Source organism: Arthrobacter glacialis, from assembly GCF_002909415.1.
Classification (GTDB): Bacteria; Actinomycetota; Actinomycetes; order Actinomycetales; family Micrococcaceae; genus Specibacter; species Specibacter glacialis.
In genome coordinates, this window is the sequence record NZ_PPXB01000003.1 from 195,733 (window position 1) to 220,101 (window position 24,369).

Annotated in this window: 21 protein-coding genes and 1 tRNA gene; 14 read left to right on the top strand and 8 right to left on the bottom strand. The window is 62.7% G+C overall.

Going from position 1 to position 24,369, the window contains the following annotated elements; genetic code table 11:
- Positions 1–60: 60 nt before the first annotated feature.
- The 3 genes from CVS28_RS04550 to CVS28_RS04560 all read right to left on the bottom strand — a co-directional run bounded on the left by CVS28_RS04550 (position 61) and on the right by CVS28_RS04560 (position 7,657).
- The gene (locus CVS28_RS04550) at positions 61–4,008 is read right to left on the bottom strand and encodes a beta strand repeat-containing protein (protein WP_103480796.1); all 3,948 of its coding nucleotides are present in this window, start codon (positions 4,006–4,008) and stop codon (positions 61–63) included.
- Between the two features lie 78 nt (positions 4,009–4,086).
- Positions 4,087–6,648 (bottom strand): DNA helicase PcrA, encoded by a 2,562-nt coding sequence (gene pcrA / locus CVS28_RS04555; RefSeq protein ID WP_103480925.1) that lies wholly within the window; start codon positions 6,646–6,648, stop codon positions 4,087–4,089.
- Between the two features lie 160 nt (positions 6,649–6,808).
- Complete coding sequence (locus tag CVS28_RS04560; protein WP_103480797.1) at positions 6,809–7,657, bottom strand: inositol monophosphatase family protein; 849 nt, start codon at positions 7,655–7,657, stop codon at positions 6,809–6,811.
- A 32-nt stretch (positions 7,658–7,689) separates the two neighbouring features.
- Between CVS28_RS04560 and CVS28_RS04565 the strand changes: the two genes are divergently transcribed.
- The 5 genes from CVS28_RS04565 (at position 7,690) to CVS28_RS04585 (ending at position 10,377) form a co-directional block, all read left to right on the top strand.
- On the top strand, positions 7,690–8,316 hold the full coding sequence (locus CVS28_RS04565) for a hypothetical protein (RefSeq protein WP_103480798.1): 627 nt from the start codon (positions 7,690–7,692) through the stop codon (positions 8,314–8,316).
- A 62-nt stretch (positions 8,317–8,378) separates the two neighbouring features.
- Positions 8,379–8,450 (top strand) — tRNA-Arg (locus CVS28_RS04570).
- An 83-nt stretch (positions 8,451–8,533) separates the two neighbouring features.
- Complete coding sequence (rarD, locus tag CVS28_RS04575; RefSeq protein ID WP_103480799.1) at positions 8,534–9,424, top strand: EamA family transporter RarD; 891 nt, start codon at positions 8,534–8,536, stop codon at positions 9,422–9,424.
- A gap of 59 nt (positions 9,425–9,483) precedes the next feature.
- Positions 9,484–9,819 carry a YnfA family protein gene (locus CVS28_RS04580; RefSeq protein WP_103480800.1) on the top strand — a complete coding sequence of 112 codons (336 nt, stop codon included), beginning with the start codon at positions 9,484–9,486 and terminating at the stop codon, positions 9,817–9,819.
- A 147-nt stretch (positions 9,820–9,966) separates the two neighbouring features.
- Positions 9,967–10,377, top strand: a complete 411-nt coding sequence (locus CVS28_RS04585; protein ID WP_207797159.1) for an NUDIX hydrolase — start codon at positions 9,967–9,969, stop codon at positions 10,375–10,377.
- Positions 10,378–10,773: 396 nt separating this feature from the next.
- Here the strand turns inward: CVS28_RS04585 and CVS28_RS04590 are convergent, their stop codons facing one another.
- Positions 10,774–12,666, bottom strand: a complete 1,893-nt coding sequence (locus tag CVS28_RS04590) for an ABC transporter ATP-binding protein (RefSeq protein ID WP_103480802.1) — start codon at positions 12,664–12,666, stop codon at positions 10,774–10,776.
- 305 nt (positions 12,667–12,971) lie between these two features.
- Here CVS28_RS04590 and CVS28_RS04595 point away from each other — a divergent pair, with 305 nt between their 5' ends.
- The 7 genes from CVS28_RS04595 to CVS28_RS04625 all read left to right on the top strand — a co-directional run bounded on the left by CVS28_RS04595 (position 12,972) and on the right by CVS28_RS04625 (position 17,194).
- The gene (locus CVS28_RS04595) at positions 12,972–13,787 is read left to right on the top strand and encodes a transporter substrate-binding domain-containing protein (RefSeq protein WP_103480803.1); all 816 of its coding nucleotides are present in this window, start codon (positions 12,972–12,974) and stop codon (positions 13,785–13,787) included.
- 50 nt (positions 13,788–13,837) lie between these two features.
- Positions 13,838–14,497 (top strand): amino acid ABC transporter permease, encoded by a 660-nt coding sequence (locus CVS28_RS04600; RefSeq protein ID WP_103466105.1) that lies wholly within the window; start codon positions 13,838–13,840, stop codon positions 14,495–14,497.
- A complete protein-coding gene (locus CVS28_RS04605; protein WP_103480804.1) occupies positions 14,484–15,287 on the top strand; it encodes an amino acid ABC transporter ATP-binding protein in 804 nt (267 codons plus the stop codon). Before CVS28_RS04600 ends, CVS28_RS04605 begins: the two co-directional genes overlap by 14 nt.
- A 152-nt stretch (positions 15,288–15,439) precedes the next feature.
- Positions 15,440–15,835 carry a hypothetical protein gene (locus tag CVS28_RS04610; protein ID WP_103466103.1) on the top strand — a complete coding sequence of 132 codons (396 nt, stop codon included), beginning with the start codon at positions 15,440–15,442 and terminating at the stop codon, positions 15,833–15,835.
- Positions 15,836–15,880: 45 nt separating this feature from the next.
- Positions 15,881–16,297: a hypothetical protein gene (locus CVS28_RS04615; protein WP_103466102.1), complete on the top strand. Its 417-nt coding sequence runs from the start codon at positions 15,881–15,883 to the stop codon at positions 16,295–16,297.
- 50 nt (positions 16,298–16,347) lie between these two features.
- On the top strand, positions 16,348–16,767 hold the full coding sequence (locus tag CVS28_RS04620) for a hypothetical protein (RefSeq protein ID WP_103466101.1): 420 nt from the start codon (positions 16,348–16,350) through the stop codon (positions 16,765–16,767).
- Positions 16,757–17,194, top strand: coding sequence for a hypothetical protein (locus CVS28_RS04625; protein WP_133159050.1), 438 nt, complete (start codon positions 16,757–16,759; stop codon positions 17,192–17,194). The genes CVS28_RS04620 and CVS28_RS04625 overlap by 11 nt, the downstream gene beginning before the upstream one ends.
- Before the next feature lie 55 nt (positions 17,195–17,249).
- Here CVS28_RS04625 and fdhD read toward each other — a convergent pair whose 3' ends face one another.
- Complete coding sequence (gene fdhD, locus CVS28_RS04630) at positions 17,250–18,083, bottom strand: formate dehydrogenase accessory sulfurtransferase FdhD (protein ID WP_103466099.1); 834 nt, start codon at positions 18,081–18,083, stop codon at positions 17,250–17,252.
- Positions 18,084–18,146: 63 nt separating this feature from the next.
- On the opposite strand from fdhD, the gene CVS28_RS04635 reads away from it, so the two are divergent.
- On the top strand, positions 18,147–20,474 hold the full coding sequence (locus CVS28_RS04635) for an FdhF/YdeP family oxidoreductase (RefSeq protein ID WP_103480806.1): 2,328 nt from the start codon (positions 18,147–18,149) through the stop codon (positions 20,472–20,474).
- A gap of 85 nt (positions 20,475–20,559) precedes the next feature.
- Here CVS28_RS04635 and CVS28_RS04640 read toward each other — a convergent pair whose 3' ends face one another.
- A complete protein-coding gene (locus CVS28_RS04640; protein WP_103480807.1) occupies positions 20,560–21,588 on the bottom strand; it encodes an ornithine cyclodeaminase in 1,029 nt (342 codons plus the stop codon).
- Between the two features lie 123 nt (positions 21,589–21,711).
- Between CVS28_RS04640 and CVS28_RS04645 the strand changes: the two genes are divergently transcribed.
- Entirely contained in the window at positions 21,712–22,143 is a 432-nt protein-coding gene (locus tag CVS28_RS04645) for an Lrp/AsnC family transcriptional regulator (protein WP_103480808.1), read from the top strand.
- A 71-nt stretch (positions 22,144–22,214) separates the two neighbouring features.
- Here the strand turns inward: CVS28_RS04645 and CVS28_RS04650 are convergent, their stop codons facing one another.
- Both CVS28_RS04650 and CVS28_RS04655 read right to left on the bottom strand, forming a co-directional pair.
- Positions 22,215–23,168, bottom strand: coding sequence for an alpha/beta hydrolase family protein (locus CVS28_RS04650; protein WP_103466095.1), 954 nt, complete (start codon positions 23,166–23,168; stop codon positions 22,215–22,217).
- A complete protein-coding gene (locus tag CVS28_RS04655) occupies positions 23,159–24,367 on the bottom strand; it encodes a molybdopterin molybdotransferase MoeA (RefSeq protein ID WP_103480809.1) in 1,209 nt (402 codons plus the stop codon). Before CVS28_RS04655 ends, CVS28_RS04650 begins: the two co-directional genes overlap by 10 nt.
- Positions 24,368–24,369 lie beyond the last annotated feature (2 nt).

Here is a 24,369-nt window from a genome sequence, read left to right on the forward strand (position 1 = left end):
CCGTCCGCCCAACTGTGCACATGATGCTGTGCAATCAGATGCTGCCCAATCAGCCCGTGGCTAGCTGCGGGTGCGCCTGCGCAGGGCCCCCATCGCCAGGAGACCGAGCACCAGGGCGCCACTGCCCACGACCATCCAATGGGTCGTTGTTGTTCCCGTGGTGGCCAGATTGCCGCTTCCTTGGGCCTGGTTCTTCTTCACCGCAGGAGCCGGGGTGGTGGCTGCGGGACTGGTGGGTGCCGGCGTTGGGGTTGGCACGGCTGCCGGAACAATCGTCAGGGCCGCGCTCACCTCACTGGTGGAGCCGTACGCATCTTTGACCATCAGGTTGATTTGGAAGTCACCGGTCACGGTGGGAGTCCCGCTCAGCACGCCGGCACTGCTCAGTGCCAGTCCCGCAGGCAGGCTGCCTGCTGCTGCAGCGGCGCGTGCCATCCGCTGGCCCGCGCCGCTCAGGGCGAAGGTATACGGTGCGGTTCCTCCGGTGACAGCGAGCTGGGCTGTGTAGGCCTGCCCGGCCTGGGCCTGGGTCAGTGTGCCTGTCAGTGTCAGAGGCACCGACGGCACTTCCACCGTGTAGTCCCGGCTGGCCGTCACCGGCACGGGGTCATTCGATGTGCCCGTGTCCGTTGTGGTGACGGTGAAGTCGAAGACTCCCACCGCCGTCGGCGTTCCCGAAATGATTCCCGTGTCCTGGGCCATTGCCAGTCCTGTGGGCAGGCTGCCTGCTGTGACTGCAAAGGTGAACGGGCCGATTCCTCCGGTGGCCGTCAGCTGTGCCGAGTAGACGAGGCCGGCTGTTGGGACGGGCAACGAGGCCGGACCCACAACAACTGCGGCCGGCTTCACGGAAACGGTGTAGGCCTTGGTGCCGGGGAAGCCGCCAGCGTCCTTGGCCGTGACGGTAAAGCTGGAGCTGCCGTGCACTGTGGGGGTTCCCGAGAGGGCACCGTCCGCGGCCAAGGCCAAGCCGGCCGGCAAGGACCCGGAGGTGACCGCGAAGGCGTACGGTCCCGTACCTCCGGCCGCAGTGAGTTGCTGTGAGTAGCTGCTGCCGGTCTGGCCGCCGGCAAGAGTCCCCGGTGCTACCGCAACGAGGGGAGCAATTGTCAAGGATCCGGTGAGGTTGCTGACGGATCCGTAGGCATCAGTCACCTTCACGGCGACGTCGAAGGTGCCCGCCAGCGTGGGGGTTCCAGTCAGGAGCCCGTTGGCGGCCAGGGACAATCCTGCGGGCAGCGTTTCCTGAGGCTGCAGGGCGAAAGTGTAGGGGCCTGTTCCACCGCTTGCCGCCAGTGCGCCCGTGTAGGCGCTGCCAACGTGGGCCTGCGGCAGCTGCCCCATCAGCTGGAGCGGAACCGACGGCACCACCACGGTGTAACTGCGGTTCACCGACACTGGGTTGGCGCCGCCTGCTGTGGCAACGTCCGTTGAGGTGACAGTGAAGCCGTAGCTGCCCACCGCCGTCGGGGTTCCCGAGATGAGACCCGTGCCCGTGTCCAGCGACAGTCCCGTGGGCAAGGTGCCGGAGGTGATTGCGTAGCTGAATGTCCCGTAGCCGCCAGTGGTGGCCAGCTGCGCCGAGTAGGCGTCACCGGCGGCGGGGGCGGGAAGGGATGCCGGCCCCAGGACCAGCGCAGCCGGCGTGCTGAACAGGCTGTACATCCGCGAACCGGTGAATCCCAGCTTGTCAGTGGCTGTGATGGTGAAGTTTCTGGTGCCAGGTGCGGTTGGCGTTCCGGCAAGCTTGCCAGCCGCCGTCAGCGTCAACCCTGCCGGCAGCGAGCCGGCGGACACCGCAAAACTGTAGGGCGCGGTCCCGCCTGTGGCGCCAGCATCAACGGAGTAGATCACACCAACATTGGCGCCCGGCAATGTTGCTGACGTGACGGCGATGACCGGTGCCGCAATGGTGATGGTGTAGTTCGTGGTATTGCTCAGGGTGCGTGCGTCCGCCACCTTGACGGCCACTCGGAAGGTTCCGGCCTCTGTTGGAGTGCCGCTGAGCAGGCCCGCCGAGGACAGGCTTATGCCCGCTGGCAGTTCGCCGGAACCAACTGAGAAAGTGTACGGCGCCACACCGGTGGCCCCGCTGAGCTGCTGTGAGTAGGCAATCCCACCCGTACCTGCCGGCACCGTGCCAGGTGTGATGGAGGGAAACGTTGGGGCAGCCACGGTGAGCTGGTAGTCCTTGAGACCGCTGTAGGGTCCTCCCCCCGTGGTGCTGTCCGTGACGCTGACGGTGAAGCTGTAAGTTCCAGGACCAACGGTGGTTGTCCCGGACAAGGTTCCATCGGACGCCAACGTGATCCCGCTGGGCAGCGCACCACTGGTCCTTGAATAGGTGTATGGGCCCACGCCTCCACTGACGGTCAAATCAACGGAATAGGGGCTGTACGCAGTAGCTCCGGGAATGGTGGCAGGAGCAAAGGAAAAGGTTGGCCGGCCCATGAAGAACGGGAATTGCCGGATACTTTCCCGGCCACGCGAGTCTGTGACCTTAAGCCCGGGAAGGAAGGAGCCACCCGCAGTGGGTGTACCTGAAATCAGGCCCGCACTGTTCATGGTGATACCGGCAGGCCACGCGCCCGAGTCCAGCTCGAAGGTAAAGGGCCCCACACCGTTCACACCAGTCAATTGCTGCGAGTACGCCATCCCCACCACAACGCTAGGCAGCGTGGTGGGGATGATAACGGGAAGTTGCGGTGCGGCCACTGTGCCGCTGTACGTCCGGGCGGCCAGGTACGGGCCGGCACCGGTGCTGCTGTCCCGAGCCTGCACCGTGAAGGAGTATGGGCCGGCGGTGGTGGGTGTTCCGGTGAGTGCACCGGCGGATGACAGCGTCACTCCGGCGGGCAGGGCACCGGCAGTGACGGTGTACGCATAGGGGGCTGTCCCGCCATTTGCGGTGACTGTTGCGGATACAGGGTCAAGCGCCCGCATCGCCGGCATGACTGTTGGCGCAATGCCTATGGTCGGCGCAGCCACCGACAGGGAGTAGGCCCGGGTGCCCGTGAAACCGCCGGTGTCGGTGGCCTGGACATCGAAGGTGAAGGTGCCACCAGCGGTGGGCGTGCCGCTGAGGACTCCAGCGGAGCTCAAGCTCAAGCCGGCGGGCAGGGCACCTGCTGTAATTGCGTAGCTGTACGGGCCAATGCCGCCGGCTGCAACCATGCTCTGGTTATAGGCGCCAGCGACTGTTCCGGCCGGCAAGCTGGTGGGCCCCACGGAAATGGTCGGGGCCGCAACGGCAAGCCCCAGGTTCCTGGCCGCAGTCTTGCCCTGTGCATCGGCGACTGTCACGGCTGCAGTAAATGTCCCAGCTTTCGTGGGCGTTCCCGAGACGACACCGGCTGCGGACATGCTGAGCCCCGCGGGAAGTCCCGTGGCGCTGAAGCTCAAGGGGGCGGTGCCGCCACTCGCGGCTACGGTGCTGCTGTAGGCAGCACCGTAGCCGCCCTGCGGAAGTGAAGAGGTGGTGATTGCCGGAAGGGCCGCCTCGAGGGCCACCGTGCCCAGGCTCGTGGTCACGCTGACGTTGGCGGTGACACCGGCGCCCGGATTGTCGCTGGCCAGCACCAGGTACCAGGTCTGGTCCGGGAAATCCGGAAGTTCGGAGTTGTTGTAGCCGGTGTTGGTGACTATTGCCTGTCCGGCGGGCTGGTTCCAGGCATAAAAGTAGCAATTGCCAATGTACGGTTCTGCTTGGAAGACGCCTTGGAACAGCGTGGCGGTAACGGGACCGGATGTTGTGACGTTCAGCCCCATCGCCATGTTGCCCACACCCTTGGTGGAGTACTTGACCACCGCATAGTGCGCCGTGGTGCCGGATTGGCTGCAGCTGCCGGCACCAATGCGGTTCATGGTGGGTGAGGACGAGTTGATGCTCACCACTGTGGAAGCGGTTGCGGCCTGCGCAGGCAAGGCGACCACCCCCACCGATGTGAGACTTAGCAAAAGGGCCAATAAAATGCCCATGACAGAGGTGGAGCGGACACGCGAGACCATGACGTTCCTAGGGTTTATTCGGTTGTTTTCACCCCAGCTAAGCAGCTACGCAAACCACAAACCATAGACCTATGTCCCCTAGTCGATTTTCACCACGGGCGCGTACCGCAGCAAAAGGCGCTTCTCACCAATGCTGAAACGCACCTTGGCCACCGTTTTATCCCCCACCCCGGTGACTTCCAGGACTGTGCCATCACCAAAGGAGGTGTGGTTGACCTTGTCCCCCACACTGACCGAGATCACTTCCTTTTGCGGCTGCACCCGCCCGGCTGCCGTGCGGGCTGAAATGCTCGGCGGCAGGATGCCAGAATCCCGGCCGCCCACGGCAGAGCCCGCACCCCAGGATGATCCCGAGTAGCGGCTGGTGCCAAAATCTCCTGCCGGCGGGGCCACCCGTGCGGTGCCTTCGCGCTTCCACTCGATCAGTTCGGCCGGGACTTCATCAATGAACTGGCTGGGCGGGTTGTACTGGCTCTGGCCCCACAGGCTGCGCACCTCTGAGCGGGTCAAATACAGGCGCTTGCGTGCGCGGGTCAGCCCCACATATGCCAAACGCCGCTCTTCTGCGAGCTCCTTGGGATCCGTTGCCGAGCGCGAATGCGGGAACAATCCGTGTTCCATGCCGGTCAGGAAAACTACCGGGAATTCCAGGCCCTTGGCCGTGTGCAGCGTCATGAGCGTGACAACACCCAGCCGTTTCGCCTCGGCCACGGCTGCAGCAGCCTCGGCCTCGGACCCGCCGGGGGCATCGGGGATCTGGTCGGCGTCAGCCACCAGCGAGACCTGCTCCAGGAACTCCCCCAGCGTGCCTTCAGGGTTTTCCTGCCCAAATTCCCGTACGACGGCGAGAAGTTCAGCCAGGTTTTCCACGCGGGACTCATCCTGGGGGTCAGTGCTGTTACGCAACGCTGCCAGGTAGCCGCTCTGCTCCAGGACAGCTTCCAGCGCCGTGGCGGGGCTGGCGGTGGCCGCCACCTCGCCAAGGTCCGCCATCATCTTGGCGAAAGCATTGACAGCGTTCAGGGAGCGCGAGGCAATGCCGGGCGCTTCCTCGGCACGGGCCAGGGCAGCCGAGAAGGAAATTCTTTCCCGTTCGGCCAAGGCCGCCACGGCACCCTCCGCGCGGTCGCCGATCCCCCGCTTGGGTTCGTTGAGAATCCTGCGCAAGTTCACGTCGTCGTCCGGGTTGACCAGGGCACGCAGGTAGGCCAGTGCGTCCTTGATTTCCTTGCGCTCGTAAAAGCGCGTGCCGCCCACCACCCGGTACGGCAGGCCCACGCGGACCAGGATGTCCTCAATGGCGCGGGACTGGGCGTTGGTGCGGTAGAAAATGGCCACGTCACCGGGACGAATGTCAGTCTCGTCCTGGAGCCTGTCAATCTCCTTGGCGATGAAGCGGGCCTCGTCGTGCTCGGACTCGGCAACATAGCCCACGATCTTCTCGCCGTCACCCTCTGCCGTCCACAGGCGCTTCTCGCGACGGTTGGGGTTGCGGGAGATCACGGCGTTGGCGGCGCTGAGAATGTTCTGCGTGGAGCGGTAGTTCTGCTCCAACTTGATGGTGTCCGCGGACGGGTAGTCCTGCTCAAACTCCACAATGTTGCGGATATCGGCCCCGCGGAAAGCGTAGATGGACTGGTCGGAGTCGCCCACCACCGTCAGCTCCGCCGGGGTAACGGGGATCGAGCCTGACGCGACTTTGTCAACGTGGTCGGTGCCCACAATTTCCTTCACCAGCGCGTATTGCGCATGGTTGGTGTCCTGGTACTCGTCCACCAGCACGTGGCGGAAGCGGCGCCGGTAGTACTCGGCAACGCCGGGGAAGGCCCGGAACATGTACACGGTCTGCGCAATGAGATCGTCAAAGTCCATGGCGTTGGCCTGGCGCAGGCGCTGCGCGTAACCCTTGTAAACTTCCGCCACAGCGGCCTCGAAGGGCTCGTTGAAGTTGGTGTTCATGGAGTTCTCATCCTCATCGATGAGCTCATTCTTCAAGGCCGAAATCTTGTGCATCATGGCCTTGGGCGCAAACTTCTTCGGATCCAGGTCCAAGCCCTTGGAAACCAGTGTGATCAGGCGCAGCGAATCCGACGAGTCATAGATGGAGAAGTTGGAATTGAGCCCAATGACCTTTGCCTCGCGGCGTAAAATCCGCACACAGGAGGAGTGGAAGGTGGAAATCCACATGGACTTCGCGACGTCGCCAATGAGCGCCTCGATGCGCTCACGCATTTCCGCGGCAGCCTTGTTAGTGAAGGTGATGGCCAGAATCTGGCCAGGATGCGCCTGCCCCGTAGCCAGCAAATACGCGATCCTGTGGCTGAGCACCCGGGTCTTCCCCGAGCCGGCCCCCGCCACAATCAGCAGCGGCGCACCGGTGTGAACCACTGCCGCTTCCTGCTGCGGGTTCATGCCCTCAAGCAGCTCGGCCGGATCCGGCCACTGGCGCGCGGCAGCAACAGGCCCGGCACCATACTGCTCATCCTGCGCGAACGGCTGGGGCGGCGTTGGCACCCCAGCGTCGCCAAATTCGGGCGCGTCAGCACCGGGATCGTCCTGCTCAAAAGGCTGCCACACTGGCAGTCCGGCGCCGGGACTGGGCGTAGATTTGGGCTTTTGCGGGTAAGGGTCAAACAACATATCCATGGTGGCATCCAGTCTAGTTGCCCCCGCTGACATTCCCCACGCCCTCCCATCTGCTCGCAAGCTCGCAGCGGGACCCTCGGACGCGTGGCCCCACCCACGCCGTCCCATCTGCTCGCAGATCCCAGACGCTCCCACTGCTCGCAGATCCCAACAATCAGGCTGGCAGGGTGCCCTGTTCCAGCGCCGCCTTGATTTGCGCCACGGCGGCAGCCGGCCCCGCCATGAACCAGTCAAGGCCATTGACCCGGACGACGCCGGTGTCCCCGCCTGCCGCCGCAACGATCCCCTTGCCGGGGAGCCAGTCCCAGGACGGGCAGCTGTGTTGGAACCACACGCCCAACTCCCCTTGAGCCACCCGGGCCAGGTCGCAGGACCCCGAACCGAGCATGCGCAAGGTGCCCGGGAGGACAGCCGCCTGCTGCCAAGGCAGAGCAGCCCTGGGTTCGGCCAGCCAGGTCGGGTGCAGGTAGGAGCCGGCGGAGAGCTCGGCCAGTTCGTGGCGTGCATCAACATGTATGGGTTGGCCATTGAGCGTTGCCGGATAGGCCGAACCTCCCAACCACAACTTATCCTCCTGGTGTTGGTACACACCGCCCAGCAGCACCTCGGCGTCACTGAGCGTGTCCGGCGTCGCACTTGTTCCAGCAGGCAATTGGGCCAGGGCAAGGGCTGCACACCAGTAGGTGGATCCGCTGGCGAAGTTGAAGGTTCCATCCACCGGGTCAATGACCCAGACGCGGCCCGAGTTGCCTGTGAAACTGGCGCCTTCCTCGCCCACAATGGAATCGTCCGGGCGGGCACGGCGCAATTGCGTGAGAATGTAGTCCTCCGCGGCCAGATCGGCGGCAGTGACAAAGTCCGAGGCGTTGCTCTTGATCCGGCCGCCGTCGCGGAGACCGCCCAGGCTTTCGGCGCGGATGGCGTGGGCCAAGGCTCCAGCGTGGCGGAGCAGCTTCGTCGCCAATTCGATGTCGTTGAGCGCGGGGTCAAGTTCTGTTGCCATGGCACCAGCCTAATCTGGGCGATAATGGTTTCATGGCTAAAACTCCCGCTCAACGTGCCGCAAAACACGGTGGGGCCGCTACTCCGCCCAGCGCGCCCGTGATCAATTCCAGCACCTTGCGTTCACCGCGAAAGGCGCAGAACAACGCGAATCTGCTGCTCATTGCCGGTTCCGTGGCGAGTTTGTTCCTGTTCTGGTACTTCCATTTGTGGACGCTGAATCAGATGACTGACCTCTCCGGCGGCCTGGCCATGCCGGATTCCATGATTTTCGGCTTTGACGTCGCCCACATTGAGGCGCTGCGGGCGGCCATGGATTCCGACGCCATGGGCCAGCTGCAATTTGTTCACAAGACCGCCGGGACTCTGTTCCCGCTGGTGTTTGCCCTCAGCGCCCTGACCTTGATCGCCATCAATGTGGCCCAGAAGGCTGTACGCCGCGTGTTGTGGGTGTTCCCCATATTGTTTGCCGTGGTTCAGCTGTGGGCCAATATTGCCATCGACAACATGCTCGGTGCCGAAAAAATTGATCCCTCAGCCGTCTCCTTGGCCTCGGCATTGGTCACCGCCAGCTGGTTCCTGCTGGTGCTTTCGATGGCCGGACTGGGTGTGGCTTTGTTCCTTGGACGAAAGAAAAAGGCTGTCCCCGCCGAGGGGTAGCGGGCCCCGCTCCTGACACTCGTTTTTTGCTTGGTTGCTAGTTCCGCTAGGCTTGGTGACGCGCCTCTGTAGTCCAATGGATAAGACAGCCCTCTCCTAAAGGGCAAATCCGGGTTCGATCCCCGGCGGGGGCACTCTTTTCTTCCCGCAAGGCCCATGCTGGCGCCGTTTTTGGGCCACCAGTTTCCTTGCGGCTGTGAACCGTGAGGATCCTGTGATGAGCACTGGCACAGCTGCCCGCGGCGTGGCAGTCTCCATCACGGCGTCGGTCCTCTTTGCGGTGATCTTCCTGCTCGCGGGCCTGCTGCCAGGCTGGGGCGCCGAAGAAATCTTTGGCTGGCGCGTTGTGCTCACACTTGCCACACTGGCCTGCATCTTCCCTTTCCTTGGCGCGGCACGTGCCGAGATGGGCACCCTCGTGACGCGTGTTCGACGTCGTCCGTCCCTCCTGGTGCCGGGCGTCCTGGCCGCAGCGATGGTGGGTGTGCAGCTGTGGCTTTTCATGTGGGCGCCGCTGAACAATATGGCGTTGTCGGTGTCCTTTGGCTACTTCCTGCTGCCGCTGACCATGGTGCTCGCTGGCCGGGTGTTCTTTGCCGACAAGCTCAGCGTGCTGCGCAAACTTGCCGTTGGCGCCGCAGCACTGGGCGTGGCCCATGAGGCTGTTGCGGCCGGCGGGCTGGCCTGGCCCACCCTGCTGGTCTGCTTGGGCTACCCCGTGTACTTTGTGCTGCGCCGCAAGATCGGCTTCGACAATCTGCCGGCCTTCGCCGCCGAGCTGTTGTTGCTGCTGCCGCTGGGCAGCTACTTCATCCTGACGGGTCCGCACGGCATATCTTCCGGCGGCCTGGGAAACCTTGACGGCGTTTGGATGGCTTGGGCCATCGGCGTGCTGGGCGGGATCGCCATGGCCCTGTACCTCTTGGCCAGCAAATGGCTGCCGCTGTCCTTGTTTGGCCTGCTCAGCTATGTGGAACCGGTACTGCTCGTTGCGGTCTCCTGGATCTTGGGGGAAACACTGGGCTGGGCTTCCCTGCTGACATATGGGCCCATCCTGCTGGCATTGTTGTTCCTGGCTGTGGACGGACGCCGCGGAGTCCTTCGCTAAGCTGCCCTCACGCTTTGCGTTACACCCTGGACTCACGCCGTCGCCTGCGAGAATGGGGCATGACAGTCACCAAAACCATCATCTTGTTTGTCCTGGCAGCAGTGGCAGAGATCGGCGGCGCCTGGTTGGTGTGGCAGGGCGTCCGCGAGGACAAGGCGTGGTGGTGGGCGGCGCTGGGCGTGGTGGCTCTTGGCGCCTACGGTTTCATTGCAGCACTGCAGCCCGACGCCAATTTTGGCCGGGTTCTTGCGGCCTACGGCGGGGTGTTCATTGTCGGATCCCTCATCTGGGGGATGATCTTCGACAAATTCAGCCCCGACCGCTGGGACATCACCGGGGCCCTGATCGCCATGGTGGGCGTCAGCGTCATCATGTTCGCTCCGCGCCCCGCCTGAAGGGCGCCTCCCACGACCTGCGCGCCTGCCTGCCTGCCGAACGGGCAGTAGTTGTTGATGTTTGGCGCGAACATCAACAACTACTGCCCGTTCGGCAGGCGAGATGGGAGAGAATCGCCGGCTCCGGGGTTGGATAGGATCGAAGGCGTGAAGAATGTTCTGAAAGTTTCAGCAGTTTGCGTTTACGACCCCGCCGGAAGGCTCCTGACAGTCCGCAAGGCTGGCACCAGCAAGTTCATGCATCCCGGCGGCAAGCCTGAGCTCGGCGAAAGTGCAGCCCAGGCGGCTGTCCGCGAATTGTCGGAAGAAGTGGGCATCCATGTCGATGCGGCCGCACTGGAACTCATGGGCGTTTGGCACGGCACAGCCGCCAACGAATCCAACACCGATATTGAGGCAACAGTGTTCACGGCGCCAGGCAGCTGGGAGGCGCAAGCAGTGCTTCCCACCGCCGAAATAGCTGAGCTGCGCTGGATGGACGTAGCCGCAGGCGCGGACTTTGACGACCTCGCACCGCTGCTAACTGAGTTCGTCCTTCCCCGGCTGAACAGCAACTAAAACTAAAACTGACCCGCAGAAAACGCCGAAAAATAGAGGAAATCCCCGATTTTTCGGCGTCTTCTGCGGGTCAGTTGCTGGGCGGCGTTGCCGCGCCAGTGGCACCTGAAAATTCTGCCGTGGCTTATGCGCAGCCGCGGAAACCAGTGCGGCGCAGCTGTGACACTGGCGCCATGCCCGGTATCAGTGGCGCCCATGGCCAAAGCGGCACCAACTCTTAGGCTGTCGCATAAGCTGCCAGCACCGCGCATAAGCGCCGGTGGTTCACTGAGTTCGTCCTCCCCGCCTGAGCAACAACCAAAAAACTGACCCGCAGTAGTGGTCGAAAACGCCGCGAAATCGCGATTTTTCAGCCACTATTGCGGGTCAGTTGAATGCCTGGACACCAGAGTCCTGTTACTTCTCCTCGGCCTCGATCACGGCGGCCACGGCCTGGGCAAACTGGGTTCGGTGCAGTTCGGCGTAGCGCCCATCGCGAACGATGAGCTCGTCGTGGGTTCCCTGCTCCACGATGCGCCCGGCTTCCAGCACCAAAATGGCGTCCGCTGAACGGATCGTGGAGAGCCGGTGCGCAATGACCAAGGCTGTCCGCCCCTCCAACGCCTCGGCCAAAGCGGCCTGAACTGCCACCTCATTCGTGGAGTCAAGGGCGGCTGTGGCCTCGTCCAAAATCACCACGGCGGGTTGCACCAGCAGCAATCGGGCGATCGTCAGGCGCTGGCGCTCACCACCGGAAAGCCGGTAACCTCGCTCGCCCACCACTGTGTCCAAACCGTCCGGCAGCGCCTCCGCGAAAGCCGAGAGGCGCGCCCTTTTCAGCACGTCCCAAATCTCCCCATCCGTGGCCGTGGGCTTGGCCAGGCGCAGGTTGGAACGGATCGATTCGTGGAACAGGTGCCCGTCCTGGGTGACCATGCCCACCCCTGCGCGGAGACCGTCAAAGGTCAGGTCCCGCACGTCCACGCCGCCAATGCGCACACTGCCGGAATCGACGTCGTACAGGCGCGAAAGAAGCTGCGCAATGGTCGACTTGCCCGCACCGGAGGAACCGACCAAGGCAATGGTCTGCCCCGGCTCGGCACGGAACGAAATCCCGTGCAGCACGTCGTCGCCGCCGCGGGTGTCCAGCACCGCCACGTCCTCCAGTGAAGCCAGCGAGACCTTGTCGGCCGAGGGGTAGGCGAACGTCACGTCGGAGAATTCAATGCCCAGTCGCCCGGCGGGGACCGAGATAGCGGTTGGCTTCTCGGAGATTAGCGGCTTCAGATCAAGAATTTCAAACACCCTGTCAAAGCTGACCAGCGCGCTCATGATGTCTACCCGGGCGTTGGCCAGGGCCGTGAGCGGCGCGTAAAGGCGGGTCAGCAGCAGGGCCAGTACGACGACGTCGCCCGCGTTGAGTGCCCCCTCGATGGCCAAGGTGCCGCCCAGGCCATACACGAGCGCCAGGGCCAGGGAGGAAACCAGCATGAGAGCCGTGAAGAACACAAACTGCATGACGGCCGTGCGCACGCCAATGTCGCGAACCCTGTTGGCCCGCGCAGCAAATTCGCGCGATTCCTCGGCCGGGCGTCCAAACAGCTTCACCAGTGTGGCTCCCGGTGCGGAGAAACGCTCCGTCATCTGGGTGCTCATGTCGGCGTTCAGATCCGCGGCCTCACGGCGCAGACCGGCCAGTCGGCGGCCAAAACGGCGGGCCGGCATCAAAAAGATGGGCAGCAGAACCAGTGCCAGCAAGGTCACCAGCCAGGAGGTGTTCAGCATGACAATGAGCGTCAAAACCAGCTGCACCGAGTTGGACACAATGCCGGAGAGGGTGCCGGAGAAGGCCTGCTGGGCGCCAATCACATCGTTGTTGAGCCGGCTCACCAAGGCACCGGTGCGGGTCCGGGTGAAGAAAGCTATGGGCATGCGTTGCACGTGGTCAAACACCGCCGTGCGCAGATCCAAGATCACGCTCTCCCCAAGGTTGGCCGAGATCCACCGGATCACCAGGGACAGCCCGGCATCCAAAACCGCCACGATGGCAATCAGGACGGCCAGCCGCACCACCACATCGACGGCAGTCTTGGCCACAATCGCATCGACCACCTGGCCGGCAAGCACCGGAGTGGCCACCGCCAGAGCAGCTGAAAACACCGAAAGAACCACAAAAACCAGCAGTTTCCGGCTATACGGCTTGGCAAAACGGATAGTCCGGCGCAAGGTGTCCTCAGAGATTCCACCATTGCTCTTGTCCGAGCGCATGGAACTCCAAAGTGAGCTCCAGGCCGCGCCTTCCATACTCATGCGTGTAGTCCTTAATCATTAAGAGGGCAAGCTACCAGCCTAATCCTCCTAGTGGTGCCAAGGGAATTCCCGGCTCCATGCTTCCGCGCAACATTCAGCGCACGAGGCAGCATGCAGGGAACCTGCAATGTCGCCTGATACCCTAAATATCCTCTGTGAGTCAATTCACGTTGTTAACAATTGCGTCATATGATGAAATATTGCCTCTTGTTTTGAGGTTTAGCAATGATAGCGTCCATTCATGGGCCGTCCGTGACCCACCATCTTCGCGGGCACACGAACCTGCACAGCAAAGGAACACTGAAATGAATCGTCGGAGCTTTGGACTCGTTGGCTTACTCGCTGCAGCATCGATTGCCCTTGCTGCCTGCGGCGGCACCGGAACCACTGGCTCAGGCACCGACTCCGGCACGGACACGTCCCTGAGCCAGGTCAAGGACGCCGGGGAGATTGTGTTCGCCACGGAAGGCACCTACAAGCCCTTCAGCTTCCATGAGGGTGGCGCCGGGGACTTGACCGGGTACGACGTCGAGGTTGCCACGGCTGTTGCTGCCAAGCTGGGGGTCAAGGCCAAGTTTGAGGAAACCCAGTTTGACTCCATCTTTGCCGGGCTGGAGGCCAAGCGCTTTGACGCCATCGCCAACCAGGTCACTGTGAACCCCACCCGCCAGGAAAAGTACGAACTGTCCACCCCCTACACAGTGTCCAGGGGCGTGGTGGTAACCAAGGAAGACAACGCCGACATCTCCAGCATCGCTGATCTCAAGGGCAAGACCACGGCACAGTCACTGACCAGCAACTGGTACACCTTGGCCACCGAAAGCGGGGCCAACGTGGAGGCCGTAGAAGGCTGGGCCCAGTCAGTGACGTTGCTCAAGGATGACCGTGTCGACGCCATTGTCAATGACAAGCTCACTGTCGTGGACTACCTGAAAACCAATCCCGGCTCGGGATTGAAGATCTCCGCCACCACCGAGGAATCCTCCGATTCGTCCTTCGCCTTCCGCAAGGGCGCCAAGGCCCTCAACGACGCCGTCAACACGGCGTTGGCGGATTTGGCCGCCGACGGCACGTTGACCACCCTGAGTGAAAAGTACTTTGACGAAGACTTCAGCAAGTAAGTCCGGTCGCCTTGAATACAGTTCCCCGATGCGCGGGTTAGAGTTCAGCCATGGACTTTGACTTGTTCTGGAGTTCCCTTGGTCCGCTCCTGCTGGGGGCCGTCAAGGGCACCATTCCGCTGGCGCTGGCCTCCTTTGCACTGGGGCTGCTGATCGCCCTGCTGGTGGCTGTGATGCGCATCAGCACCAGCAAACTGGCCAATGGCGTGGGCCGAGTGTATGTCTCGCTCATCCGCGGCACTCCCCTGCTGGTGCAGCTGTTCGTGATCTTTTACGGATTGCCCGCTGTGGGCGTGAAGATCGATCCCTGGCCCAGCGCCATCATCGCCTTCTCCCTCAATGTTGGCGGTTACGCCGCAGAGGTCATTCGCGCAGCCATCCTTTCGGTGCCCCAGGGGCAGTGGGAGGCCGGCCACATGATCGGGATGTCGCGCAACCAGACGCTGCTGCGCATCATCTTGCCCCAGGCCGCGCGGGTTTCCGTCCCGCCGCTATCGAACACGTTCATCTCGCTCGTGAAGGACACCTCCCTGGCGTCGTTGATCCTTGTGACAGAGATGTTCCGGGTGGCCCAGCAGGTGGCGGCGTTCAGTCAGGAATTCATGCTGCTTTACTTGGAGGCCGCCATGATTTACTGGGTGATCTGCCTTGCCCTGTCAACCGCCCAGACCCGCGTGGAAAAGAGGTTGGACCGCTATGTCGCCCACTGATTCAGTTCTTCAAGTTCGGGGCCTGAGCAAGTCCTTCGGCGCCAACACCGTGTTGCGCGGCATTGACTTGGAGGTCCCCCGCGGCAAGGTGGTGGCCCTGATTGGTCCTTCCGGTTCCGGCAAAACCACCATTCTGCGCTCGCTCAATGGCCTGGAGCTGCCCGACGCCGGTTCCGTCACCGTGGGTGCCAGCGGCGGCACCAGCACCGGCGTCGAGCCTCAGCGGCCGTCACTGACCCTTGATTTCGATGCCAAGGTGAGCCCCAAGGAGGTCGCGGCCCTCCGCGACCGCAGCGCCATGGTTTTCCAGCACTACAACCTGTTCCCGCACATGACGGTGCTGCAAAACGTCATCGAGGGCCCGGTTCGGGTGCAAAAGCGTCCGCGCGCAGAAGTTGTGGCGGAGGCCGATGCCCTGCTCAAGCGTGTGGGCCTGTTCGAGAAGCGCGACTCCTACCCCTTTGAGCTCTCCGGCGGACAGCAGCAGCGCGTGGGCATTGTCCGCGCGCTGGCGTTGAAGCCGCAGCTGCTGCTTTTTGATGAGCCCACTTCTGCCCTGGACCCGGAGCTGGTGGACGACGTCCTGGCCGTCATCAAGGAACTGGCGGATGAGGGCTGGACCATGGTGATTGTCACCCATGAGCTTGCCTTTGCCCGCCAAACAGCCGACGAGGTGGTGTTCATGGACGGTGGCGTGGTGGTGGAGCGCGGCCCGGCCAGCCAAGTGCTGCGCAAGCCGCAGGAAGAGCGCACCCAGCAGTTCATTCGCAGGCTGCTGCACGAAATCTAGCGCCCCTGCCTCAGGCTCTGCTCCGGCCATGGGGTGTTGTGCCCATCGAAGCAGCTGCGGTGCTGGCGTAGCGTGGCATCCAAGTACACATCTGCCGCGGACGGCTCGCCAATTATTGGATGATTCTGTGGCAACAAACAAGGGATCCCCTGTTGCGACGAATCATTGCAGTTGTTCTGACTTTCATGGCGGCCGCCCTCTTGGTTAGTTGCAGTAGCGGCTCCACGGTCGTCAAAAACGTGGATTCAGCTTTGAGTCAGGTGCCCGGCGTTGTCTCGGTCAAGACCGAATACAAAAACAACGCGGGCGTGAGCAAACGCATCACTGTACGCATCACGGCTTCCCCTGACTCGGTTCTGGAAACCGTGCTGGATGACTCCCTGCTTGCCTTTGCAGGTGCTTCGGACTCCACCAGGGGGACCATTTCCGTGTCGTACTACGTCTTCCCCGAGGGCGATGAGGAAAACGGGATCCGCCCCGACGCCTTCGGTCTGGGTGTGACACCCACGGTGCAGGAAATTCGGGACTATGCCAGCTCAAACGGCTAGCTTTCGGGTCAACCCGGACAACTAATTCCCCCAAGGAGCCACCACTTGCTGCATAAACTAGGCGCTGCCATCTTTGCCGCCCTGCTCGTCTTTTCGCTGGCCGCCTGCAGCTTGGGCAATCCGCAGAAAGCCGGAGACACCTTTGTGGCCGACGCGAGCGCTGCCATTGATGCAGTACCCAATGTTGTGAGCAACAAGACCCGGTTCACCGATCCCGGTGGCATGGGCGCCGTCATCAATGTTCGGATCACAGCTGTTGAACATACCGACCTCGACGCCGTCTTGCGGGATTCATTGCACGCTTTTGCCGACGCGTCAGGATCCCTCAAGGGCGTGAGCAGGGTTGAGTTCTACGTTTTCCCCGAGGGCGAAGCGGACAACGGTATCCGGCCGGACGTGCTGGGTCTGTCGCAGTCGCCCACGGTGCAGGAAATTCGGGACTACACCAGCTCAAACGGTTAGCCACCGACGTACGCCAGAACTACAACAACTCTTCAGAAGGAACCCAGCACATGTTCAAGAAGACCACCATGTTCATTCTCATGGGACTGCTCGCATGGACGCTGGCCGCCTGCGGAGGCGGAAGCGGCAAGACGGGCGATTCCGGCACCGTGGCAGTGAATCTGAAGGCCGCAATCTCCCAAGTTGCCGACGTCGTGGAAGTGAGGGCGAGATACAACGTCAACACCGGCATGGGATCCACAGCAAGTGTGCTCATCAAGGCAGCTGCCGGGACCGAGTCACTGGAGACGGTTCTGCGCGATTCCCTCATCGCCTTTGCCGGCGCTTCTGCTGGCATGAGACCGAGCACGAGTCTCTCATTCCAAGTGACCGAGGAGGGGCAGGCGAACACCATCAACCCCACAGCAGTCGGACTGCGGCAGTCACCGTCGGTCCAGGACATCATCGATTTCGCGAACAATGCAGAGTAGACCGAACCGCTCCTTACTGGGCTTACTCACCACAATTGTGGTTTTCACGCTGTTCCTGGCTGCGTGCGGAAGCGGCAAAACGGGCGATTCCGGCACCGTGGCGGAGAGCATCAAGGCCGCCATATCGTCGGTGCCTGGCGTAGCCGAAGTTGAGGCCCGCTACAACGTGAACACGGGCATGGGCTCAACCCTGAGCGTCCGCATCCAGGCCGACGCCGGAACCGCAATCCTTGAGCCCATCATGACCGAATCATTGATGGCCTTCGCCGGTGCCACCCGCGAAATCAAGGAACTCAATCCACGGATGGGCATTTCCTTCCAGGTCACCGATGTGGGCCAGAAAAACACCATCAATCCCACGGCAGTCGGCCTGCCGCAACGGCCCACGATCCCCGAGATCATCGACTTCGCCAACAATGGAGGTTAGTCCGATCCGTGCAACGTTGAGCGCCGACAGCTGACGTCCGAAAGTCCGGCTCGTATCAGCCCACGCGCCCCGCGTGCGTGTACACATTCAGCGTGTTGCCGCGGCTAAAACCCACTAGAGTCACCCCGGCGCTCTGCGCCAGTTCCACCGCTAGGGACGACGGCGCACTCACGGCCGCGAGCACCGGAACCCCTGCCATCGCGGCCTTTTGAACGAGCTCAAAGGAGGCCCGTCCGGACACCTGCAAGATGGTGTTGGACAGCGGCAGTTGCTTGTCCCGGAACGCTGCGCCAATGACCTTGTCCACGGCGTTATGACGGCCCACGTCCTCGCGCAAGGACAGCAGCTCGCCGTCGGGGGCGAACAAGCCTGCCGCGTGGACGCCGCCGGTCTTATCAAACAGTTTCTGCTGTTCGCGCAGGATCTCCGGCAGGCCGGCCAGCACGTCCGCAGCAATCAGCGGCTCCGCGACAGCAGCCGCCATGCCAAAGTGAGAGGACTTCCGCACAGCATCGATGGAGGCGGTGCCGCAGATTCCGCAGGCGCTGGAGGTTGTCACATGGCGTTGGGCAGCGGGCAGCGGCAGGGCCACGTCGGGGCGCAGCTGGGCCTCAACAACATTGAAGGTCTGCTTCCCGTTTTCATCCTCACCGGCGCAAAACCGCAGCGAAATAAGCTGCTCGGGCTCAAAGATGATGCCCTCCGAAAGAAGGAACCCGGCCACCAGATCAAAGTCGTCGCCCGGGGTGCGCATCGTCACGCTGAAGGAATCGTGCCCCAGCCGAATCTCCAGCGGCTCCTCCACGGCAAGGGCTTCCTCACGCACCACCCTGCGGCCGCCGGCAATATCAATCCTGGTGGCCTTAACCCGTTGGACCAGTCGTCCCATTCCATCCTCCAAAAAACAATAACGTCTAAGATCAGACTAGATCCTCAACGGTGAAGGGACCCCATGGCTGGCAAAGCGCCCCAGGAAAACATTGACGAAGCACAACTGCGCGTCACTGACGTTCAGAAGAAGGCCGTGGGCATCCCCGGCGTCGTGCACGCTCTGGAAGTATCCCTCAAGCAGATGGGGCCGATACGAAGCGCCCAGGCGCTGCTCAAAATCAATCAAAAAAACGGCTTCGACTGCCCCGGCTGTGCCTGGCCCGAGGAAGACAAACGGCACAAGGCCGAGTTTTGCGAAAACGGCGCCAAGGCCGTTGCCGAGGAAGCCACCAAGAGGCGCGTGCCGCCGCAATTCTTCGCCGAACACAGCGTCAGCGAGCTGCGCGGCTGGGATGACTTCCGGCTGGGCCAGCAGGGCCGACTGACCGACCCCATGTTTCTGGCCGAGGGAAGCGAGAACTACGTGCCGGTTTCCTGGGACTTCGCACTGGGGCTGCTGGCCGACGAGCTCAAGGCGCTCAAGGATCCTAATGAAGCCATTTTCTACACCTCGGGGCGCACCTCCAACGAGGCAGCATTTCTGTACCAGCTCATGGTGCGCGGACTGGGCACCAACAACCTGCCCGACTGCTCCAACATGTGCCACGAATCCAGCGGCTCGGCCCTGACGGAGACCATCGGTATTGGCAAGGGCTCGGTGTCACTGGAGGACATTTACCAGGCTGAACTGATTTTGATCGCCGGGCAAAACCCCGGCACCAACCATCCGCGCATGCTGACAGCCTTGGAAAAAGCCAAGAAGAACGGCGCCATCATTGTTGCCGTCAACCCGCTGCCCGAGGCCGGGCTGATGCGTTTCGAAAACCCCCAAACCGTGCGCGGGCTGGTGGGTGGCGGCATTGCCCTCGCCGACGACTTCCTGCAGATCAAACTCGGCGGGGACCAAGCATTGTTCCAGGGCTTGGGCAAATTTCTGCTCGAGGAACAGCGCCGGCCCGGATCCGAGCATGCCGGCCGCGTGTTCGACACCGCGTTCATCGACTCCCACACCACGGGTCTCGGCGAGTACTTGGAGCAGTTGGAGACCGTCACCTGGGCTGAAATTGTCACCGCCTCCGGTCTCAGCGAAGACCAGATCCGGGCCACCGGCCAGCGGCTGCTCGCGTCCAAGGCCACGGTTGTCTGCTGGGCCATGGGCCTGACCCAGCACAAGCATTCCGTGGCCATGCTCCGCGATGTGGTCAACCTGCTGCTCCTGCAAGGCAACATTGGCAAGCCCGGCGCCGGCGTGTGCCCGGTCCGCGGCCACTCCAATGTTCAAGGCGATCGAACCATGGGCATTTTTGAGCGCATGCCAGCAAAATTCCTCGACGCCCTTGATGCGGAATTCTCCTTCGCCTCACCTCGCGCCCACGGCTTTGACACCGTGGCTGCCATCGAGGCCATGCGCGACGGCAACGCCGGCGTCTTTCTGGGCATGGGCGGCAATTTTGTGCGCGCCACCCCAGACTCAGATGTCACCGAAAAAGCACTCGGAAACCTCTCACTGACCGTGCAAATCTCCACCAAACTGAATAAGTCGCACCTGGTCACGGGCAAGCAGGCACTGATCCTGCCAACGCTTGGCCGCACCGAACGCGACGCGCAGGCTGGCGGCGACCAGCGCGTCACCGTTGAGGATTCCATGAGCGCCGTGCACGCCTCGCGCGGGCGTCTGGCCCCGGCGTCGAAGAACCTGCTCTCCGAAGTGGCCATCGTGTGCCGGCTCGCAGCACTGCTTTTTGAAACGGACGACGGCGGCACCCGCCCCGGCGCGCCCCTCGCCGATTGGAGCGCCTTGGCAGGGGACTACAGCCTGATCCGGAAGCATATTGCCGCCGTCGTGCCAGGTTTTGAGGATTTTGAGGCCAAGATCGAGCAGCCCGGCGGATTTGTTTTGCCGCACGGGCCGCGCGATTCCAGGTCCTTCGCCACGGCGTCGGGACTGGCCCATTTCACCGCCAATACGCTGGAATACCCCAAGGTCCCGGCTGGTCGGCTGCTCCTGCAGACCCTGCGCTCCCACGACCAATACAACACCACCATCTATGGCAAGGATGACCGGTACCGCGGCATCAAGAACGGGCGCCGGGTGGTCTTTGTGAACAAAAACGATCTGGATGCCCTGGGCATTGCCGACGGCGCCATGGTGGACCTGGTGTCGGAATGGAAGGACGGCGTTGACCGCCGGGCCCCAGACTTCCGTGTGGTGGCGTATTCCACCCCCGTTGGCTGTGCCGCGGCCTACTACCCGGAGACCAATGTTCTGGTGCCGCTGGATTCCAAGGCCGACATCAGTGGCACCCCCACCTCCAAATCAGTGGTGATCCGTCTGGAGCCCGTTAGCTAGTCAAGGACGGCGGCAGACCGCCCCCTCCTTACCCCGGCGCTCGCGCAGCCGTGAGTGCTGGGCCGTCCGCTCCGGCCAGGGGTCATTACCCGGTGGGAGCCAGAACGCCCATGAGGCCGAACAGGTCTTTGGGGTTCGCGGGATTCGCCACCAGGTCAATCTCTGCGAAGAACTCGGTGCCGTCCACTGAATCGCGGACAAAGCGCAGGGCCGAAAAATCCTCGACAGCAAATCCCACCGAGTCGAAGATAGTCACCTGGTCACGGGCAACGCGGCCAGCGGCCTGCCCGGACAGCACCCGCCAAAACTCCGTGACGGGAAATCCCACGGGCAGCTGCTGAATTTCTCCCTCAATGCGGGTTTGGGGCTCAAACTCAACAAAGACACTGCCTCTCTGCAGGATGGCGGCCTCAAGTTCCGTCTTGCCGGGGCAGTCCCCACCGATGGCATTGATGTGGACGCCCGCTTCCACCATGTCAGCGGTGAGAATGGTGGCCTTGGTCTTGTCTGCCGTGCAGGTGGTGATGATGTCCGCCCCCCGGACAGCTGCCATGGCCGACTCGGCCAGGGTGATGTCAAAACCAAGCGGGCGCATGTTGCGCACAAATTTCTCCATAGCCGCCGGGTCGGTATCCCACACCGTAAGTTTTTCAATCCCCAGAACACCGCGAAACGCCAGTGCCTGGAATTCGGACTGGCTCCCGGTGCCGACTAGGGCGAGGTGGCGGGAATCTGTCCGGGCCAGTTTCTTGGCCACCATGGCCGAGGTTGCAGCAGTGCGCAGCGCCGTCAATACCGTCATTTCCGACATGAACGTTGGGTAGCCATTGTGCACATCAGCCAGCACACCAAATGCCGTGACAGTTTGAAACCCACGCATAGGGTTTGAGGGGTGGCCGTTCACGTACTTAAAGGCATAGCTGTCATGGTCGGCGGTGGGCATCAGCTCAATCACGCCAAACGGGGTGTGGCTGGCCACGCGAGGAGTCTTGTCAAACTCCTCCCACCGCCGAAAATCATCGGCAAGGTATTCCACCATCTCGGCCACAATGGTTTCCGGACCGCGCGCGGCAACCCAGCGAATCATATTTTGAACGTCCACAAAGCGCGTCATGGGGCTTCCTTCACATAGTTTCCTTCACTGTACGGCGCAGCGATTTGCATGTTCAATGGGCAAATCACTCACATTCCGCATGGTTTGTGCACAGAATGTAGCACCGCGTTATACAATTTGCGCATGACCCCCCTTGATGATCTGGACCGGGCACTGCTGTCAGCACTTCGTGAGAACGGCCGAGAACCCGTGGCCGGCCTGGCAAGACGGCTTGGCGTTTCGCGGGCAACCGTCAACAGCAGGCTTGAGAGGCTCCTGGCTTCCGGCACTGTGGTTGGCTTCTCCGTGCGTGTGCGTGATGAGCTGGATCCTTTAGCCATTCGCGCCATCTCCCTCATAGAAGTGGAAGGCAGGGCCACAGACCAGGTCATCGGCCAGCTGAAGGGGCTGGCCGAGATCCGCGCTTTGCACACCACCAATGGTGCCTGGGACCTGGTGGCAGAGTTGGGTGCGGAAAACCTGGCAGATTTTGACAAGGTTCTGGGCAAGATCCGTTCCATCCCGGGTGTTGTCAACAGTGAGACCAGCCTGTTGCTCAGTTCCGTGCTGCGATAGCGTTGAGGAAAAACGCCCCACTACTGCGCGAGCGTTGGGGAGAGAGCGGGGTGCACTGCCCGCCTGCCCGTCTACGCCCAGCTTCCGTCGCGGAGCCATCCCAGCGATTGTTCCCAGAACGTGTGCCTGTATCTGCTGTGGAACAAGGCGAAATGGCCCATGGCGGACTCCCCATAGTCTTCCGGGCGCAGGTGGATGATGCGGGCGGCGCTGTTGGGTGTGTATGCAACGGCCCGTTCCATGGCGGCCATGGTGGCGTAGTGGTCGTCATGAGGCGCCACGGCCAGGATGGGAGCCGTAACGGCCAACTGGTTCGCGCGCAGGGCATCACGTTCAGAGCCAGCGGGCGCCGCAGCAATAAAGTCCTTGTGGGACCGTGCCCAGTCCAAGGCCACGCCGCGCGGGAGATCCTCCATGACGCCCAGGCGCTTGGCCGGAAAATAGCCAACCACGGCCACCAGCGGCACCGTGACTAGGCACCGCACGGCGTGGTCAATTTTGTACCGGAAGCTAAAGTCACGCCAGTATGCGTGCTGCCCGCCCACCGTCAGGATGCGGGACAGCTTGCTGGCGCTTGCCGCCAACCCCACGCCAACGCCGCCAAAGCTGTGCCCCACAAAGTTCACCGGCAAGCCCTGTGAACGCTCCAGGGCCCATGCCAGTACGGCATCAATGTCCGCCGACCCCCATTCAAACCAGCGCTGGTTTTGACCGCGCAATGATCCGCCGCGGGACTGGCCAATCCCCCTGTAGTCAAAGGTGACAGCGGCGAAGCCGTGGGCCGCGAGGAAGGCTGCGTAGCGGTGGTAATAGTTGGCCAGCACTCCTGTGGCACTGCCAATGACAACAGTGCCGCGCTGACCAACACCGCTGGGCACCACAAATTCATGCCCGTGCAACACCCGCCCGTCGGCGCAGCCGAAGGAAACCGGCTGACCGCTCACGTCACCATGGCGAAGTGCCCCGGCCGCAGCCTCTCCGGCGACTGCGTCCAAGGACGCCGCGTCCCCGGCCCCTACTTCCATGGCAGCGCGAAAGCTGTGAGGGTCTCCCCCATTTTGGCCCCATGGGGCGGGACCACCATGATGCCGTCGGCAGCGGCCAGGCCCCGCATCATGGCGGAGTCCGTGTGCGCGCACGGCGATGCCAGCCCGTACACCAGTCGGTACGGCATGAGTCTGGTGGGGCCCTGGAACTCCTTGATGGGTGTACCGCAGGGGACCTCAAAGGTGCCTGGCATGGGGGCGCTGCCCAGTTTTGCCAGCAAGGGGGCGGCCACACTCAGCAGCGCCACCATGGCCGCCAGGGGATTGCCGGGCAGGCCCACCAGGAAGCGGCCGTCGGGCAGCTCGGCCAGCAAGGTGGGGTGGCCTGGGCGCATGGCGATGCTGTTGATGTGGATGGTGCCGCCCATTGCTGCAATGGCACGGCGCAGAAAATCCGCTGAGGAGTTTCCCGTGGCCCCCGTGGTGATCAGGACATCGGCGGGATTATCGGGCGATTCTTCCAGGGCCGCCAAGACGGACTCAAGGGTGTCGTTGGCCCGCTCCAGACCCACCACCTGGCCGCCCAAAAGAGTCACCACGGCCGGCAACAGCGGCGAAAAAGCGTCGCGTACCGCGCCAGGTTCCGGAATCCCGGACGCGATCACCTCGTCGCCTGTCAGCACCAGCTTGACCATCGGCTTGCCCAAAACATGGAGTTCATCAGACCCGCCCAAGGCGGCCAGGGAAATGTGGGCCGGGTTCAGCGTGGTGCCGGATTTAATCAAAACCTCAGCCAGGGCAGCCTCTTGTGCCACGGGGCGGATGTGCTGGCCGTTTTTGGGTTCCCCAGGCCGGGACTCGGAGCCAAGAACCAAAACTGGCAGGCCGTCGTCGTCGTTCTTAACCTGGCCCGACTCGCTGCGTAAAACAGCCTTGGCACCGGCGGGGATCAAGCCGCCCGTGACAATGGGAATCGCCTGCCCGGCCACGAGCCGGCGCCCCTCTTGGGCAAAGATCCACGGCGGGCTGCCCGCAACCGCCCATCCGTCCATGGCGGATGAGGCGTAGTGGGGCATGGGGTTCAGTGCCTGCAGATCGCCTAACAATATCCGGCCCATGGCCTCCGCCAGTGGCACAGGGTGGGCCGGCAGCGCCTCGGGGAGCGCGTAGGCAAGCGCCCTGGCCTCATCCCATGTATGCGGCAACATGCGTGGCGTTTCTGCCGGCGTGGAATCCATGG

What these genes read in the sequence shown, in the direction of transcription:
- rarD (WP_103480799.1), top strand. Translation starts at nt 8,534, where the DNA reads ATGAGCACTGGCACAGCTGCCCGCGGCGTGGCAGTCTCCATCACGGCG.
- pcrA (WP_103480925.1), bottom strand. Translation starts at nt 6,648, where the DNA reads ATGTTGTTTGACCCTTACCCGCAAAAGCCCAAATCTACGCCCAGTCCC.
- CVS28_RS04600 (WP_103466105.1), top strand. Translation starts at nt 13,838, where the DNA reads ATGGACTTTGACTTGTTCTGGAGTTCCCTTGGTCCGCTCCTGCTGGGG.
- CVS28_RS04565 (WP_103480798.1), top strand. Translation starts at nt 7,690, where the DNA reads ATGGCTAAAACTCCCGCTCAACGTGCCGCAAAACACGGTGGGGCCGCT.
- CVS28_RS04650 (WP_103466095.1), bottom strand. Translation starts at nt 23,168, where the DNA reads ATGGAAGTAGGGGCCGGGGACGCGGCGTCCTTGGACGCAGTCGCCGGA.
- CVS28_RS04645 (WP_103480808.1), top strand. Translation starts at nt 21,712, where the DNA reads ATGACCCCCCTTGATGATCTGGACCGGGCACTGCTGTCAGCACTTCGT.
- CVS28_RS04605 (WP_103480804.1), top strand. Translation starts at nt 14,484, where the DNA reads ATGTCGCCCACTGATTCAGTTCTTCAAGTTCGGGGCCTGAGCAAGTCC.
- CVS28_RS04620 (WP_103466101.1), top strand. Translation starts at nt 16,348, where the DNA reads ATGTTCAAGAAGACCACCATGTTCATTCTCATGGGACTGCTCGCATGG.
- fdhD (WP_103466099.1), bottom strand. Translation starts at nt 18,083, where the DNA reads ATGGGACGACTGGTCCAACGGGTTAAGGCCACCAGGATTGATATTGCC.
- CVS28_RS04655 (WP_103480809.1), bottom strand. Translation starts at nt 24,367, where the DNA reads ATGGATTCCACGCCGGCAGAAACGCCACGCATGTTGCCGCATACATGG.
- CVS28_RS04595 (WP_103480803.1), top strand. Translation starts at nt 12,972, where the DNA reads ATGAATCGTCGGAGCTTTGGACTCGTTGGCTTACTCGCTGCAGCATCG.
- CVS28_RS04625 (WP_133159050.1), top strand. Translation starts at nt 16,757, where the DNA reads ATGCAGAGTAGACCGAACCGCTCCTTACTGGGCTTACTCACCACAATT.
- CVS28_RS04550 (WP_103480796.1), bottom strand. Translation starts at nt 4,008, where the DNA reads ATGGTCTCGCGTGTCCGCTCCACCTCTGTCATGGGCATTTTATTGGCC.
- CVS28_RS04640 (WP_103480807.1), bottom strand. Translation starts at nt 21,588, where the DNA reads ATGACGCGCTTTGTGGACGTTCAAAATATGATTCGCTGGGTTGCCGCG.
- CVS28_RS04635 (WP_103480806.1), top strand. Translation starts at nt 18,147, where the DNA reads ATGGCTGGCAAAGCGCCCCAGGAAAACATTGACGAAGCACAACTGCGC.
- CVS28_RS04590 (WP_103480802.1), bottom strand. Translation starts at nt 12,666, where the DNA reads ATGAGTATGGAAGGCGCGGCCTGGAGCTCACTTTGGAGTTCCATGCGC.
- CVS28_RS04580 (WP_103480800.1), top strand. Translation starts at nt 9,484, where the DNA reads ATGACAGTCACCAAAACCATCATCTTGTTTGTCCTGGCAGCAGTGGCA.
- CVS28_RS04560 (WP_103480797.1), bottom strand. Translation starts at nt 7,657, where the DNA reads ATGGCAACAGAACTTGACCCCGCGCTCAACGACATCGAATTGGCGACG.